The 14,897-nt window shown below is 48.1% G+C and carries 23 protein-coding genes; 19 read left to right on the forward strand and 4 right to left on the reverse strand.

Annotated elements, in window-relative coordinates; all coding sequences use genetic code 11:
• Nucleotides 1-284: 284 nt before the first annotated feature.
• Together Xentx_RS16435 and Xentx_RS16440 are read left to right on the forward strand one after the other, a co-directional pair.
• A complete protein-coding gene (locus tag Xentx_RS16435) occupies nt 285-620 on the forward strand; it encodes a nucleoside triphosphate pyrophosphohydrolase family protein (RefSeq protein WP_083601039.1) in 336 nt (111 codons plus the stop codon).
• Between the two features lie 108 nt (nt 621-728).
• The gene (locus Xentx_RS16440; protein ID WP_074021543.1) at nt 729-1,418 is read left to right on the forward strand and encodes a terminase large subunit domain-containing protein; all 690 of its coding nucleotides are present in this window, start codon (nt 729-731) and stop codon (nt 1,416-1,418) included.
• A 139-nt stretch (nt 1,419-1,557) separates the two neighbouring features.
• Here Xentx_RS16440 and Xentx_RS16445 read toward each other — a convergent pair whose 3' ends face one another.
• The 4 genes from Xentx_RS16445 to Xentx_RS16460 form a co-directional block, all read right to left on the reverse strand.
• Nucleotides 1,558-1,899: a hypothetical protein gene (locus tag Xentx_RS16445; protein WP_074021545.1), complete on the reverse strand. Its 342-nt coding sequence runs from the start codon at nt 1,897-1,899 to the stop codon at nt 1,558-1,560.
• A gap of 59 nt (nt 1,900-1,958) precedes the next feature.
• Entirely contained in the window at nt 1,959-2,282 is a 324-nt protein-coding gene (locus Xentx_RS16450; RefSeq protein WP_074021547.1) for a hypothetical protein, read from the reverse strand.
• Nucleotides 2,283-2,725: 443 nt separating this feature from the next.
• Nucleotides 2,726-3,766, reverse strand: a complete 1,041-nt coding sequence (locus Xentx_RS16455; protein WP_074021549.1) for a phage portal protein — start codon at nt 3,764-3,766, stop codon at nt 2,726-2,728.
• Entirely contained in the window at nt 3,766-5,523 is a 1,758-nt protein-coding gene (locus Xentx_RS16460) for a terminase ATPase subunit family protein (protein ID WP_074021551.1), read from the reverse strand. Before Xentx_RS16460 ends, Xentx_RS16455 begins: the two co-directional genes overlap by 1 nt.
• A 165-nt stretch (nt 5,524-5,688) precedes the next feature.
• On the opposite strand from Xentx_RS16460, the gene Xentx_RS16465 reads away from it, so the two are divergent.
• The 17 genes from Xentx_RS16465 to Xentx_RS16540 form a co-directional block, all read left to right on the forward strand.
• A complete protein-coding gene (locus Xentx_RS16465; protein ID WP_074021552.1) occupies nt 5,689-6,510 on the forward strand; it encodes a GPO family capsid scaffolding protein in 822 nt (273 codons plus the stop codon).
• Nucleotides 6,511-6,522: 12 nt separating this feature from the next.
• Nucleotides 6,523-7,611 carry a phage major capsid protein, P2 family gene (locus tag Xentx_RS16470; RefSeq protein WP_074021554.1) on the forward strand — a complete coding sequence of 363 codons (1,089 nt, stop codon included), beginning with the start codon at nt 6,523-6,525 and terminating at the stop codon, nt 7,609-7,611.
• A 3-nt stretch (nt 7,612-7,614) separates the two neighbouring features.
• Nucleotides 7,615-8,271, forward strand: coding sequence for a phage terminase small subunit (gene gpM, locus Xentx_RS16475; protein WP_074021555.1), 657 nt, complete (start codon nt 7,615-7,617; stop codon nt 8,269-8,271).
• An 86-nt stretch (nt 8,272-8,357) separates the two neighbouring features.
• Nucleotides 8,358-8,822: a head completion/stabilization protein gene (locus tag Xentx_RS16480; protein WP_074021557.1), complete on the forward strand. Its 465-nt coding sequence runs from the start codon at nt 8,358-8,360 to the stop codon at nt 8,820-8,822.
• On the forward strand, nt 8,819-9,022 hold the full coding sequence (locus tag Xentx_RS16485; protein WP_074021559.1) for a tail protein X: 204 nt from the start codon (nt 8,819-8,821) through the stop codon (nt 9,020-9,022). The genes Xentx_RS16480 and Xentx_RS16485 overlap by 4 nt, the downstream gene beginning before the upstream one ends.
• A gap of 6 nt (nt 9,023-9,028) precedes the next feature.
• Entirely contained in the window at nt 9,029-9,334 is a 306-nt protein-coding gene (locus Xentx_RS16490) for a phage holin family protein (RefSeq protein WP_074021561.1), read from the forward strand.
• Nucleotides 9,327-9,737: a structural protein gene (locus tag Xentx_RS16495; RefSeq protein ID WP_074021562.1), complete on the forward strand. Its 411-nt coding sequence runs from the start codon at nt 9,327-9,329 to the stop codon at nt 9,735-9,737. The genes Xentx_RS16490 and Xentx_RS16495 overlap by 8 nt, the downstream gene beginning before the upstream one ends.
• An 11-nt stretch (nt 9,738-9,748) precedes the next feature.
• Complete coding sequence (locus tag Xentx_RS16500; protein WP_074021564.1) at nt 9,749-9,970, forward strand: hypothetical protein; 222 nt, start codon at nt 9,749-9,751, stop codon at nt 9,968-9,970.
• Nucleotides 9,967-10,338: a hypothetical protein gene (locus tag Xentx_RS18620; protein ID WP_083601043.1), complete on the forward strand. Its 372-nt coding sequence runs from the start codon at nt 9,967-9,969 to the stop codon at nt 10,336-10,338. The genes Xentx_RS16500 and Xentx_RS18620 overlap by 4 nt, the downstream gene beginning before the upstream one ends.
• Nucleotides 10,253-10,489 (forward strand): Rz1-like lysis system protein LysC, encoded by a 237-nt coding sequence (gene lysC, locus Xentx_RS20200; RefSeq protein WP_422645861.1) that lies wholly within the window; start codon nt 10,253-10,255, stop codon nt 10,487-10,489. The genes Xentx_RS18620 and lysC overlap by 86 nt, the downstream gene beginning before the upstream one ends.
• Nucleotides 10,473-10,895, forward strand: coding sequence for a phage tail protein (locus Xentx_RS16510; protein ID WP_074021566.1), 423 nt, complete (start codon nt 10,473-10,475; stop codon nt 10,893-10,895). Before lysC ends, Xentx_RS16510 begins: the two co-directional genes overlap by 17 nt.
• Before the next feature lie 4 nt (nt 10,896-10,899).
• On the forward strand, nt 10,900-11,523 hold the full coding sequence (locus Xentx_RS16515) for a phage virion morphogenesis protein (RefSeq protein WP_074021568.1): 624 nt from the start codon (nt 10,900-10,902) through the stop codon (nt 11,521-11,523).
• Nucleotides 11,524-11,589: 66 nt separating this feature from the next.
• Nucleotides 11,590-12,228, forward strand: a complete 639-nt coding sequence (locus Xentx_RS16520) for a phage baseplate assembly protein V (RefSeq protein WP_074021569.1) — start codon at nt 11,590-11,592, stop codon at nt 12,226-12,228.
• Nucleotides 12,225-12,566 carry a GPW/gp25 family protein gene (locus Xentx_RS16525; protein WP_074021571.1) on the forward strand — a complete coding sequence of 114 codons (342 nt, stop codon included), beginning with the start codon at nt 12,225-12,227 and terminating at the stop codon, nt 12,564-12,566. Before Xentx_RS16520 ends, Xentx_RS16525 begins: the two co-directional genes overlap by 4 nt.
• A 2-nt stretch (nt 12,567-12,568) precedes the next feature.
• The gene (locus tag Xentx_RS16530) at nt 12,569-13,477 is read left to right on the forward strand and encodes a baseplate assembly protein (protein ID WP_074021573.1); all 909 of its coding nucleotides are present in this window, start codon (nt 12,569-12,571) and stop codon (nt 13,475-13,477) included.
• Nucleotides 13,470-14,078, forward strand: a complete 609-nt coding sequence (locus Xentx_RS16535) for a phage tail protein I (protein ID WP_074021574.1) — start codon at nt 13,470-13,472, stop codon at nt 14,076-14,078. Before Xentx_RS16530 ends, Xentx_RS16535 begins: the two co-directional genes overlap by 8 nt.
• A partial coding sequence (locus Xentx_RS16540) for a phage tail protein (RefSeq protein WP_208607597.1) occupies nt 14,075-14,897 on the forward strand: 823 nt, incomplete at its 3' end. The genes Xentx_RS16535 and Xentx_RS16540, both read left to right, overlap by 4 nt.

A 14,897-nucleotide genomic window follows, 5' to 3' on the forward strand; every position in this document is an offset into this window, starting at 1 on the left:
AAACAACCATTTCAGTTATGGACGAATGGCAGTTTTATTCCGCTGGGATCGGAACGGCAGCAAGAGGCGCGCCGCGAGGCACTGCGGCAGCGGATTAAGCAAATTGGTGAAATGAGGAAAGCATAATATGAATTACTTACAACCAAAAGACTTGGCAGCCCTACAGCGATTTAAAGAAACATCTGATGATGGTGGCCTATCCAACAATTAAACAAGCTCTCCAATTGGTTATTCCAGAGAGTTTATAGACTTGTGATAACTAACTATTTCGAAAGGGTAAGGTAATGAAAATCAAACAGATACAACAACAGATTCACCAACAAAATATCGACGCGGGTTGGTGGGATAATCCCCGTGAACGCGGAACATTGCTCTGTTTAATCCACTCCGAAATCAGCGAGGCAATGGAAGGAGAGCGCAAAAATCTGATGGATGATCATTTGCCTCATCGCCCTATGGCTGAGGTTGAGTTAGCTGATGCTGTCATCCGTATTTTGGATTACGCAGCGGCATTTGGTTATGACATTGAGGGCGCGATTGCTGAAAAGCTCGAATACAACAGGCATCGGGCAGACCATAAACGAGAAAATCGCGCCAAATCTGGCGGTAAGGCATTTTAATGAAAATCAGCTGTGGCGTTGGCAATTGGTATGGATATTTATATATGCGGTCGTTCTCGTGATGATGAATATAGATCATTTTTGTGAGTTTTTAGAGGAAAAGGCACAATGTTCACCTTAAATTTAACCCCTGAAATTGTTAACAACATTAATCATCAATTTGAGTCAGGTTTGTTTGTCTGGCAGCAACGCTGGAAAGCCAATCAGCATCATCGTAATCGCTTTTTGCATAAATGCCGACAGATAGGTGCTGATTATTATTTCGTACTGGAGGCGTTAAATGATGCTTGTCGGACAGGGCGGAATAAGTTTTTTCTGTCCAATAAGGAATTTTTGCCGTTTTTTGTTCGCTACCTTGCGCAGTATTTCCCAAATCAACAAACCTATTTAACCGAAAATGCCGAAGATATTCATGGGGTAAGGCTCAGTAATGGCGCTGAAATCCGCTTTGCACATGAAAATAGCTATGTTGCTGCTTTGTCTGGCGATGTGTATGTGTCAGAGTGGGCTTGGTCGGATAATCCCGTTCAATTGGTGCTATTAGCCTTGAGTCTGTCAATGCATGAAAAATGGCATAAAACGTTTTATTCTTCCCGATGTTCAGGGGATAACGGTGAGGAAACTTATAAGCGTTTTTTTACCTTGAATCGAGTTTTTAGTGAGTCCGCTTTTTTCGATACGGTGACGTTGTTTGATTTTGCTGAAAGCCGCTGGAATGAAGAACGGCTTCGTCAGAATCGGTCACAACAGGAATTTGAAGAGCTGTATTTGTGTCGGTTGCCTCATATGCGAAGTTAATCAGGAAGATAAAACCCCACAGATAAATTATTTTATAATTCTGTTTGATTCAATGGAGTGGTGAAATGTTTTTATCAAATACTATTTGACCACTCCATCATGTTGTTGAAATTTTTATGTAAATATTGATACATGCTTCTTAATTTTGTCCAGATAATCGAATACCATATTTGATTTCACCATCCTTAAAAATAAGATGATCGTTATTATTCAATAGTTTATATATTCCCGCGCCTTCTTTATCTGTTTCATAATCGATTATTATTTTATAACTCAGATGATTTCCTTCATATGTTTTTGATTCAAAATGTAATTTCTTGATGAAAGGATCTTCGGAATTACCATATTTCAATTCTTCTGCATTCTTAGGTGGTAAACATTCCGACTTTGCCTGACCACCCTTATTAGATGTTAAAATCACCGTTACAGGTAAGTTTGTAAAATTAGTTATAAGTTTTTTACCTGACTCTTTGTCATTCATGGGAAAATCCTCGTCAATTATTTTAGTTGAAATTGGTTTTACACCAAATGATATAATTATCAGTAACGTGTTAATTTAAGCATAAAAGAATCGTCATCAAATCCAATCTTGAATGACTCATTCTCATTAAAAAAATGGTATAGAGTTCCAGTACGACTTATATCGATTAACGTTTGAGTAAAATTGACATTTCCATTGTTTTCAAAATGAACGCGCAAATAATACATGAAGTCTCCTCCGTAACTAACCGTTCCTTGTTGACCAGCGGGAAGGGTAATATATGCCTCTTCTTCTGGTAGGGTCGAACCGGATATTCCTCCTCGGACATCAATGGCAATATAATAATTTGTCATGTTAGTAAAAGTTTTTTGACTAGTAATCATAATGTTCACCATAATAATAAAGAATAAGCATTTAAAATTGTAAATAAACTTAACTTTAAAAAATGGAAAATACCTCACAATTTATCACAAAACTGCACAATTTTTCTTGACATCCCAATATTTCATAAGTCCAGTATTGCTAAGGTCTTCCTGTTCATGTATCCCGCACAAGACTCCCTGTTCCGTGCATCAATCCGCAAGATCAAACAAGGATCTTATCCCTCGCCAAGCGCCAGTGCTGGCGCCTGCCAGACGATCTCTTGCAGGTGCATAAAAAACGACACATTTAGTGGGCAGGCGCGGCGGGGTCACGACTGCGCGCGGCGGCGTTTGGTGGTATGCTGAACTCAACTTTCATATTGAAATCATCCCACTTGAAACTACTTTTCTTCGGGCAAAAAAAGACCGCCTCGCAGACGGTCGTATCATCTACGTGATGTGGGTTAGTCGTTGTTGTCCGTCTCCAGCGAATAGCGCCCAAACCGGATCACTTCTTCCCCGAGCCAGTCATTCAACTGTTTCATCTTGCTTTGCAGCGGCAACAGTTCGTTGCGCACAAACACTTTGGCCGCTTTTTCCACATCGCCAAAGCCGCCGGTATTCTGCGGGATAATCCCCATTAGCTGAGGAGGGACACGGTGCGCCGCCAACATATCATCACGGCTCACATTCTTGATATTCAAGAATTCATCTTTCGCTGCGGCTTCGGACAGTGGGATAGTCTGGATGCCATCTTTCTTGCCGCCGGGGGCGTATAAAAACAGATTGCGAAAATTGCCGGGGCCTTTGCTGCTTTTCAGGGCTTCCCGAATTTTATCCACATCATCCGTTTTCTGTGCAGCATCACTGATATAGAGAATGTACCCCGCGTGCGAGCCATTGAGGTAATACTTACGGCGAAACAATGTCGAGGCTTCATTGAGCAGAACGGACGGAATAGCCGCCAGATATTCCGGTAAACCATACAGCTCCTGGTTAATATCCGGCTCTATCAAATGAAAGACCTTCCCGGTTTTGAACTCAAACGGCTGGATCTCATAGCCATACTGCACAAACCAATAGGTATCGAGATCAGCCCCACGGCGCGTGAACTTCGCCGGCGAGTGTTTCAGGGTCAGTGGTTGCCCTAATCGGTTATCACGCAATTCCAGGTAACCATTGCCGAAGAGTAAAAAGTCCAGCGCCCAGCTATCAAACGTTTGGCGGCTTAAATACGGGTGCGGAATGAACGTGCTGGTCAGGATGTTACGTTTAACAAAAATGGCACTGCTATGATGGGGCGCGGCGCGGAACGTGCGCGACAGCCCGTTAAAACTGATAGGCGGCTCATAGTAATTATCGATGCGCACACATTCCAGGTAATCAAAGATTTCACGTTTATCCAGCACGGGGATAGGGTCACCAAACGTGAACGCCTCCATTGGGGCGGTATCCGGTGTCGGTGTCAGTTTCTGGCTCTGGCGTTTCTTATTCTTACGGCTCATTAAAAGACCTCAATAATATTATGATGGTTGCTATTCTCGCCGGTAATCGGTTCGTTATAGAGTGCGTGCATGGTTGCCCAGGCTAAATCCGCATGGCTGGCTTCTTCGCTACGGTCAGCTTCATAGGTGGGGCGGTTGCCGCTGGCGGTGGTTGCCCGCCGAATGGCCATAAACGATTGGGTGATGTCATTGCTGCCGGCGTCATATTCCAGCCGGTCATGGCTGATCACGTCATAGGCTTTGAGTACCAGGGCATTTTTTAACGCGGGGTTATAAACAAACTCTTTTGCCGCCGGGAAAAAATCACGCACATTTTGTAAAACACCGTGACCCAGACCGGTGGAATCAATACCGATATATTGCACATTATAGCGTTCGGTCAGTGCCTTGATTGCGTCAGACTGGGCGCGAAAATCCATACCGCGCCATTGATGGTGCTCCAGTATCCGAAATTTGCCTCCCGGGAACCGGGGCGGCGCGATGACAACACACCCGGCACTGTCCCCGTTTTGCGTCCCTTTGGCCGGATCGTATCCAATCCAGACCGGATGATAGGCATACGGACGGATCATCAAGGGTTGCACGTCGTCCCACACTTCCCAGCTATCGACTACGCATTTTTGCATGAGCTGTAAGTTGAAAATTGACGCGATATCATCGACAAACTCACACATTAGCAAGTTTTCGAATTCATCAGGGCTATATTCGAGATAGAGCTGGTCGATATCAAATAAGTTGCACCCCCCTTTCATCGCATCTTCAATGGTGACGATTTGCCGCCATTGACCATCATCGCACATCTTGCCGTTAACTAAGGCGCGGTGGGTGGTATCGACCTCAACATGATCTGCCTTGCGTCGTCCGCGATTAAATAACTTTCCTGACCAGAACGGATAGGCACTGTGTGTGAGTGCCGATGGCGTTGAAAAATACGTTTGACGCCACTTTTTATGCATCGCCATACCCGATGCCACTTTGCGCAGCTCTTGAAAGCGGGGTATCCAGAAATATTCATCCAGATAGAGGTTGCCGTGATAACTTTGGGCGGTGCGGGCATTCGTCCCCAGAAAATAAAGCGTAGCCCCATTGGGTAAAACAATGGGATCGCCTTTGAGATCAACATCCACCTCGCGCGCCATATCAATGATGTAACCTTTGAAAACGTGCGCTTGTGCCTTACTGGCCGATAAAAAGATTTGATTGCGTCCGGTGATCAGGGCGTCCATAAACGCTTCGCGGGCAAAAAAGTACGTTGCCCCTATCTGGCGGGATTTGAGAATATTGCGAATGCGGTGTTGATGTCCTGCGCCATACCAGACTTTCTGGTACTCAAACATGTTTTCGCGGAAAATTTGCTCGAGCTTTTCGATCTGTTCTTCGCTGAACACGTTCTTTTCCGGGGCGCGGCGCTGGCCCTTGTTGCGGTTGGCTATCTTCGGGTTCAGATCCGCTTCATTGCCGCCCGCCTGATAACGGTGAATTTGGGCGTGCCGTTTAAGCTGACGGTACAGCAAATCAATCTCTTTGAAGTCTTTCCCTTCTTTGTTTTCTTTGCTGATCAGCGTACAAAGGCGCGCTTCAACACTCATTTCAACACGGTCAAAGGGGGTGATGTCATCCCATTTGTCACGCCGTTTCCAGCTGTGAATGGTGACGGCGTTTTCGTTGAGGATTTCCGCAATGCGCGCGATCCTGTACCCGCTAAAGTACAGGTGCATGGCTCTCTTACGTGGGTCAAGATCGTGTAATGTCTTCATACCGCCAGATTACTGGCTGGCGACCCCGCTCGCGCTGCGTGCCCGTTGTGCCAGTTCCCATACAATGGCAAAGCATTGTTTCTGACCGCTCATCCCTGAAAACATAGGCGCACGCTGTTTTGTTTTTTACGCATGAACCTACATTTAATTGCCGGAGCCTGAGCAATGACGAAAAAAAGTAAGCCGGTGCGCCTTTGTGTTGAAGGGGCCACCACTGATGGCCGCAAAGTCCAGCGCCAATGGCTGACGGATATCGAAAAGAATTACAACCCCACGGTTTACGGTGCCCGTATCAATATGGAGCACTGGAATTACTCGTGGATGCCCCGTTTCGGGGATGTCGATTCAGTCTACACCGAAGAAATCAGTGAAGGCCCCTTGTCCGGCAAGCTGGCGCTCTATGGCGTGCTGACGCCGACGCCTGAACTGATAGAAATGAATAAAAAGCGCCAGAAAGTCTATACCTCGGTGGAAATCAACCCGAACTTTTCCGATATGGGCGGCGCTTATCTGGTTGGGTTGGCTGTCACCGATAACCCGGCCAGCCTGGGCACCAGTATGTTGCAATTTAGCCAGGATGGTGAGGGGCAAAATACCCGTTTGTCAGAGCGTAAACAGCATAAAGACAACGTCTTTACCGCGGCCGAAGAAACCCGGATTGAGTTTACCGAAGACAGTGATAAAACCGGCTTGTTAGACAGTATCAAGGCGCTGTTTACCCGAGAACGCAAAACCAATGATATCAATTTGTCTGATATTCGCCAGTCCATTGAACTGTGTGCAACCGAGCAGGTTAAAACCGCGGGTGAAGTTGAAAAGCTCTCACAGAAAACAGATGAACTTGATGCAGTTAAAAAGCAAACCGCAGCATTACGCGCTGAATTGGACACCTTGAAAACCGATCTCAGCCAGCAAGATAAGCAGCCCCAACGCCCCCACGCTTTTGGCGGTAACGGCGAAAACACCGAAAACCTCACTGACTGCTAAACGGAAACGACGATGAGAACAGAAACACGCTTTAAATTTAACGGTTATCTAACCCGTTTGGGTGAACTTTACGGTGTTGAACCCGCAACGTTCACCACCTCAAAAGTGGAAATCGCGCCCTCTGCCGCGCAAAAGCTGGAAAGCAAAATTCAACTGAGTGCCGCCTTTTTAACGATGATCAATATTGTTCCCGTTAAATCGCAAGTGGGGGAAAAAATTGGCTTAGGCATCGGCTCCACCATTGCCGGCACAACGGACACCAAAGAGAAAGACCGCGAACCGACTGATCCCACCGATTTGTCTAAACAGCAGTATCACTGTAAGCAGACCAACTTTGATACCGCCATTCGTTACGAAAAATTGGATATGTGGGCCATTTTTGACGATTTCCAGCGCCGCATTCGTGATGAAATTATCAAACGTCAGGCGCTTGACCGCATCATGATTGGCTGGAACGGCACGCACCGCGCCGCTACATCTGACCGCACCACGCATAAATTATTGCAGGACGTGAATGTCGGTTGGTTGCATAAAATCCGACTGGAAGCACCCCGCCATGTGATCGGTTCCTCCACCGATAAAGATACCGATGTCACTACCGCCGAACCCCTTAAAGTGGGTAAAGGGGGAGATTATGCCAACCTGGATGCACTGGTCATGCACGCTGTGGATGAAGCCATTTCTGAAGTGTACGCCGATGATACCGAACTGGTTGTTATTTGTGGCCGCCAACTGTTATCCGATAAATATTTTCCTATCGTTAACCGTGACCAGGCCAACACCGAAGCGTTGGCGGCGGAGGTGATTATCAGCCAAAAACGTATTGGCGGTTTGCCTGCGGTGCGGGTGCCGTATTTTCCAAAAGACGCCATGTTGATCACCCGACTGGATAATCTATCGATTTACTGGCAGGAAGACTCGCGGCGCCGTCAGGTACTGGATAATCCAAAGCGTGACCGGGTGGAAAACTACGAATCGGTTAATGAAGATTACATTGTCGAAGATTACGACTGTGTCGCGTTGATTGAAAACATTGAGCTGATCAAAGCCAAGCTTGATGCGCCAGTTAAAACAGATAATGCGAACAAAACGGAAGAGTAAAGCGTGAACCCGTGGGAAAAGAAACGCATGCAAGTGGAGGCCAGGCAAGCCGCTGAATATGGCCGGCTGGCCGATCCCTCAGTCACCACGCAAGTGAAGCTGATGTTACGCCAGCACAGACGAGACTTGGGGAAAATCCAGTCATTTGAGCGCAAAGCGACTTACAAACGTAACGCGTTGCCACTGTATGAAACGTGGATCACTGAAACCCTCCGTCACCAATCAGGGGGGCAAGATGACGTTTTGATGTACCTCATGTTGTGGAGCTTTGACGCCGGTGTTTATGCACAAGGGCTGGATATTGCCGAATATGCCTTAAAGCACCGGCTCACCATGCCCGAGGGGCAATCACGTACAGCCGGTTGTGCTATCGCGGAAGAAATGGCCGACCGGGCTAAAGACGCGTATACCGCGAAAAACCCGATCCCATTAGACATATTACAGCGCACCATGTCATTGATTGAACATGAAGATATGCCTGATAAAGTCCGCGGGGAACTGCATAAATGGTTGGGTTATAGCTTGCGTGATAACGACTTCCCACAACTCGCATTGTGCGAGTTGATGCGCGCCCTTGAACTCCATGATCGCTCAGGGGTAAAAGCAGATATCAAGCAATTAGAGAAAATCTTGGCAGCGAAAAACAGCGCTGACAATTAACGAACGTGCCAACGCGCCAGGGCGGCGCGGGATAAGAATCTAATTTCGAACTCTCGCCCACCGCCCACCTATTCAGAGGCTCTTTTATGGATTTCACGTCACCAGAACCGGCTATAGAGGCAGACGAGGAGATCACCAGCGGTGATTTCTGGCCATCTATTCATACTACCGATTTTCGCGCCACCATGCGTAGTGATGGCACAGTAACTGCGGGTCGTTTGATTGGAGCGCTGAAAAATGCGGTGATTGAAACCAACCGAGAGCTGGCCAGTTGGCAGTTACAGGAAATCAGCCGCGGCTATCACACCCTAGAGAGTGTCCCAGCCAGCCAGATCAGCCATGAATCTGAACTGGTATATCTCTACCGCCGCGCGGTGTATTGCACAGCAAAAGCCAGTCTTAACGAGCGCTACCGCGATATTGATACAACATCAGACGGGGCGAAAAAAGCCGATATGCTTGATCCCACCATTGACGATTTACGCCGTGATGCTGTGTGGGCCATCCAACGCATTAAAGGCACCACACATAACATTGTGGCATTGATATGAAAATACTTTCAATTCAATTGGATACGGTTGATGAGATTTGTTGGCGTTTTTACGGTCGGACAACCGGAATGACTGAGGCGGTGCTACTGGCTAATCCGGGATTGGCCGATTATGGCACGGTTATTCCTGCTGGATTGGTGATTGAAATGCCCGATGTCACAACAGAATCAACACAACCACTTATACAGTTATGGGATTAGTGACAAATGTTTGATGAAGAGCCAAACGGCTTCGGTATAGCGCAATGGTTATTACTGCTCTTCATTTCCGTATGGGGCGGCGCTGTGAGATACATCATTGATATTAAGACGAACAACACACCGTGGAGCTGGTTTGGTGCCTTTATGCAAATGGTTGTATCCGGCTTTACGGGGATGCTCGGTGGTCTGCTGAGTATTGAATTTAATCAAAGTATTTACATCACTCTGTTTGCAACGGGCGTATCCGGTGCAATGGGCAGTATCGCATTGGCCTATTTCTGGGCACGATTTACCGGAGGAAAGCATGGCTAATGTGAAACCCCGCCGAGGAATTAGAAATAACAACCCTGGCAATATCCGCCACGGGGATAAATGGCTAGGCTTGCGTGACATCCAGACAGATGAGTCATTTTGTCAATTTGTGTCACCGGAATATGGTATACGGGCGATGCTCAAAATCCTGCGCAATTACGTGAAACTCTACGGTGATAATACGATCCGCCAGTTTATTTCACGCTGGGCACCACCGAATGAAAATGATACCGAGAGCTACATCACGTATGTGAGCCAAACAGTCGGTGTATCCAGCCATGCAGTGATTGACGTTAATGACAAATCCATCATGACAGCATTGACTAAGGCGATGATACAGATGGAGAACGGCCATCAACCGTATTCAGATGATGTTCTCACACGGGCGTTTGAACTGCTATGAGGAATTGAACGATGGGTATTATTGAGATGGCTCTAATAGTTTATTTTGTGGGTTTTATTGCAGCATTCATTATTTTTACATTGATAGGAAAACGAGCTAACGATCCGGAGGAATTCGGTGTCGTTTTATTAATGTCATTCATGTGGCCAATATTGGTCATTTTTATGCCGATTGTTTTTGGATTCTGTCTTTTAGGCAAGAAATACAATCAATTTGTTGGCAGACAGTCATGAAATGGCAATTAAAATTTGGCGCTGTGATTGTAGTTATCGCGCTGATTGGTTATGCAACATATTCCATCTATTCGGTGTATGTTGAGAATGTATTATTGAAACAGCAAAATCAACGCCAGCAATTCATCACTAACAACGCTTACCACTCTATCAGGTTATTCAATGAAATCTCACGAATTAATAGCGAAAACCGACAGCAGTCAGCCGTGGATTCTGAGACAACTCAGGCCGCCATCAAAACGGTGGTTGTTAGTCATGATTGTGCCCATCGTATTGTGCCTGATGGGGCTGTTGTCCGGTTGCAGCAACACACGAACCGAATACGTGCCACTGCCCCCGATACCGATTCCGCCACCTCTGCTCGCTGATTGTTTACCTCCAGCCATACCGGACACAATGACATGGAGTGATAGTCTCATTTTAAATGAGCAGTTATTAACGGTGATTGAACAGTGCAATCAGGACAAGCACGATATCAAAGCCATTGAAGAGGTACGCCAGCGTGAAAAAATTAACTAACCTGCGGGAGTTTCTCGCCAAAAAAGTGCCTTATCTGCGGGCTAACCCTGAAAATCTGTATTTGTTTGTCGAGAATGGTCGCATTATATCAACGCTGGCGCCGACACCCTCATTCGAATATGAATACACGGTCAATATTATTATTGAGCGCTACAATGGTGATCAAAATATTCTGATGGCCGTTGTGGTTGACTGGTTGCGTGAATACCAGTCGGATATATTAGCGAATCCAGATAAGCGCCGACAGGATTTTAAATTTGAAGCCGTCATACTGGACAACACCACGGCACATATCAGTATTGATTTAAACCTGACTGAACGGATACTGGCAAAAGACATTGGCGGTAAATGGGTGATTGAAGCATTGGCTGAGCCGGAAAACCCATTTGATACATGGCCGACATAAACCGATGACAAATAATGATACCCTGCGTCTGGATAGTGAGCTGAGCGCCTTGCTGGGGCGTATGTCACCGGGTCAACGCCGACAACTTGCCAAAGAGATCAGCCGCGACCTGCGCCGCTCGCAAATCAGGCGTATTCAGCAACAGAAAAACCCGGACGGTAGCCACTATACCAAACGCAAGGCCAGCTTTGTCACGGTGCAACGTGAAATGCGGTTTCTCTGGCGCGGCCAACAACGCCATTTAAAGAACTGGCAGAGCCGCGGCCAGATGATCACCGGCTATGATGTGGATAAAAAAGCGGTTCGCTCATTCCGTAAAGACGATATCCAACGTTTTATCAGTATTAAACAAGACCGCATCAGTACTGAGCGAAAAACTAAACAGACACGCATGTTTAAAAAGTTAGCGACGGCTCGTTTTTTACGGACGTATAACAGCGAGAATGAAGCTGCTATCTACTTTTTACCCTCTGCGGCTAACATTGCCCGCGTGCACCAGTTCGGTTTAAAAGAGCGGATGCGCGGCAAAAATATCAGCGTGCAGTATCCGGCACGCCAGTTATTAGGGCTAACGACGCAAGATATCGCGCATATTGAAGAGCAAATTCTGGCACATCTCACCCGCTAATGTGTGTCAGGTCTGACACAACCCCGATAACGTGCAGATGCGGGTGCGTAGTGACATGTTGTGCGTATGAACACACAATTAACCGAACTGTTGCGTCGACTGCGCAATCTGATCCGCATTGGCACCATCACTCAGGTGGATACCACCCGGGGTGTTTGCCGGGTAGAAACTGGGGCCCTTGAAACTGACTGGCTGAACTGGATGACGTCCAGAGCTGGGAACGCCCGGACATGGTGGGCGCCCAGTGTTGGCGAGCAGGTTTTATTGCTGTCTATCGGTGGCGATCTCACCACCGCCTTTGTGCTGCCGGCGATTTTTTCCGATGAATTTCCTGCGCCGTCCTACTCACCGACGGCCGCACATCTGGTTTTTCCCGATGGAGCGATTATCGAGTACGAACCGCAAACCGGGGCATTAACGGTTACGGGGATTAAAACGGCCACCGTTAACGCCCAGGTTTCTATCCATGTCACCGCACCCGATATCACCTGTACGGCCGGCAATCAAATCACTCTGGATACCCCAACGGTTATCTGCACGCACCATTTAACCACAGGCAGTCTGGAAATCAGGGACGGCGGGACGATGCGCGGTAATATTACCCACATTGGCGGCCAATTCAGCTCTAACGGGACTGTGGTTGATTCACACCGGCATCGTGGTGTGCGCAGTGGTGACGGTACATCAGGAGACCCTGTTTCATGAGGTATTTGGGCATGAATCGCCAAACCGGTGAACAACTAACCGATATCGATCATATTCGCCAATCCGTCAGCGATATCTTGATGACGCCGGTGGGAAGCCGAATTGCGCGCCGTCAATATGGTTCTCTGTTATCGGCGCTCATCGACGCCCCGCAGAACCCAGCACTCCGCCTGCAACTGATGGCAGCCTGCTATACCGCTATCCAGCGATGGGAACCACGTATTGCATTAACTGCGATTACGCTCAGTCAAAATGCAGCGGGACAAATGACAGTTGATATCAGCGGCCATTATTCATCGGAACGTGATCCGATTGTATTTTCCGTACCTGTGAGGTAACGATGCCAACGATTGATTTAAGCCAGTTACCCCCACCCGATGTGGTTGAGTCACTGGATTTTGAAGCGCTGTTTGCCGAACGTAAATTGGCGCTGATTGCCCTGTACCCACCGGAACAGCGCGAGGCGATCGCTCGCACACTGGCGCTGGAATCGGAGCCTATCACCAAATTGATCCAGGAAAACGCCTACCGAGAATTGCTGTTACGCCAGCGTATCAATGAAGCCGCTCGCGCAGCGATGGTGGCATATGCCAGAGGCAATGATTTAGACCAACTGGGCGCGAACAACAATGTCAGTCGGTTGATATTACAAACAGCCGACAATAATACCGTGCCGCCAGTGCCTGCCGTGCTAGAGTCTGACAGCGACTATCGCGTACGCATTCCGCAGGCGTTTGAGGGTCTGAGTGTTGCAGGCCCCGTTGGTGCCTATGAATACCATGCACGCAGTGCTGACGGTCGGGTCGCGGATGCCTCCGTCATCAGCCCAGCGCCAGCGCATGTGACCGTCAGTATTTTGTCCCGTGAGGGAAACGGGGCTGCCAGTGAGGCACTGATCGCGACCGTCAGTCGCGCCCTGAATGATGAGGACGTGCGCCCCGTCGCTGACCGACTGATCGTACAGTCCGCTAAGATTGTCGATTATGAGATTGACGCCGTGTTATACCTCTACCCCACACCGGAATATGAACCAATATTGACAGATATACAGGCACGGTTAGCACGTTATACCGCCGAGCAGCACCGAATCGGCCGTGATATCGTACGCAGCGCCATTTTTGCCACGCTCCATGCGCCCGGTGTTCAGCGGGTCGAACTAAAAAAACCCGTGAAAGATATCGTATTGGATAAAACCCAGGCTAGTCACTGCACCAACGCACAGGTCATTATCGGGGGTTCTGATGAGTAATCGCCTACTACCGGTCGGCTCGTCACCATTGGAAGTGGCCGCAGCAGAGGCACTGGCAGCACTGGCAACGGTGCGCGTTCCCCTCCGTGACCTGTGGAATCCAGATCGTTGTCCAGTGAAATTATTACCCTATCTAGCGTGGGCGTGGTCAGTTGATCGCTGGGATATGGATTGGCCGGAGCATACTAAACGTGAATCAATCCGAGTAGCGATGTTTGTTCATAAGCACAAGGGCACCATTGGTGCAATCCGGCGTGTGGTAGAGCCATTCGGTTACCTGATCCGTGTGATTGAATGGTGGCAGACTAACGAGGCACCTGGCACCTTTCGGCTCGATATCGGGGTGCTGGACACGGGGATTACGGCCGAAACCTATCAGGAGCTGGAACGCCTGATTTTTGATGCCAAACCTGCGTCACGTCATCTGGTTGGGATGTCTATTCAATTAGAGACAGGTGGTACAGCGTATTGTGCCGTGACCAGTTACAGCGGGGATGCCCTGACTGTTTACCCCTATTTACCCCAATCGGTGATTGTCACCGGTGCCGACATTGTCGGCGCAGCGGTGCATGTTATTGATGATATGAGGATTAAATCATGAGCACAAAGTACTTTGCGCTGTTGACGCAGTTAGGCGCAGATAAGTTGGCAAATGCAGCGGCATTAGGCACCAAAATTGAAATTACCCATATGGCCGTGGGTGATGGGGGTGGCAGCTTGCCAACGCCAGATACCAAACAAACCAAATTAGTGAGTGAAAAACGTCGTGCCGCGATTAATGTCCTGAGTGTTGATCCTAAAAATACCAACCAAATTATGGCTGAACAGATCATACCGGAAAGTGAGGGCGGTTGGTGGATTCGTGAGATTGGCCTGTTTGATAAAGATGGCATTCTGATTGCGGTGGGTAACTGCGCCGAAACCTACAAACCCCAATTGCAGGAAGGTTCCGGGCGTACCCAGACCATTCGCATGGTGCTGATTGTCAGCCACACGGACGCGGTAACATTAAAGATTGATCCGTCTGTGGTACTGGCAACCCGCGAGTATGCGGATTCCGCGGTCGCTAACGCTATCCGTGAGCATGAGCAAAGCCGTCGTCACCCTGATGCGACGCTGAAAGAGAAAGGATTTGTGCTCTTGAGCAGTGCGGTAAACAGCAACAGCGAAACGCAGGCGGCAACCCCGAAAGCGGTGAAGACTGCTTATGATTTGGCAACAACGGCGAATCAAAATGCCACCCATGCCGATAACAACGCTAACACCAGACTCGAAAAATCCCGAAACGGCGCCGATATCCCCAACAAACAGGCGTTTGTGAAAAACCTCGGTTTAACAACAATCGGGCATGGTTCCGATATGATTTTTTATGGCCCTGATGGAATGAAAATGCAGGTGTTCACCCGGGCAGTACCTAACG

The organism is Xenorhabdus thuongxuanensis (assembly GCF_001908095.1).
Taxonomy (GTDB): Bacteria; Pseudomonadota; Gammaproteobacteria; order Enterobacterales; family Enterobacteriaceae; genus Xenorhabdus; species Xenorhabdus thuongxuanensis.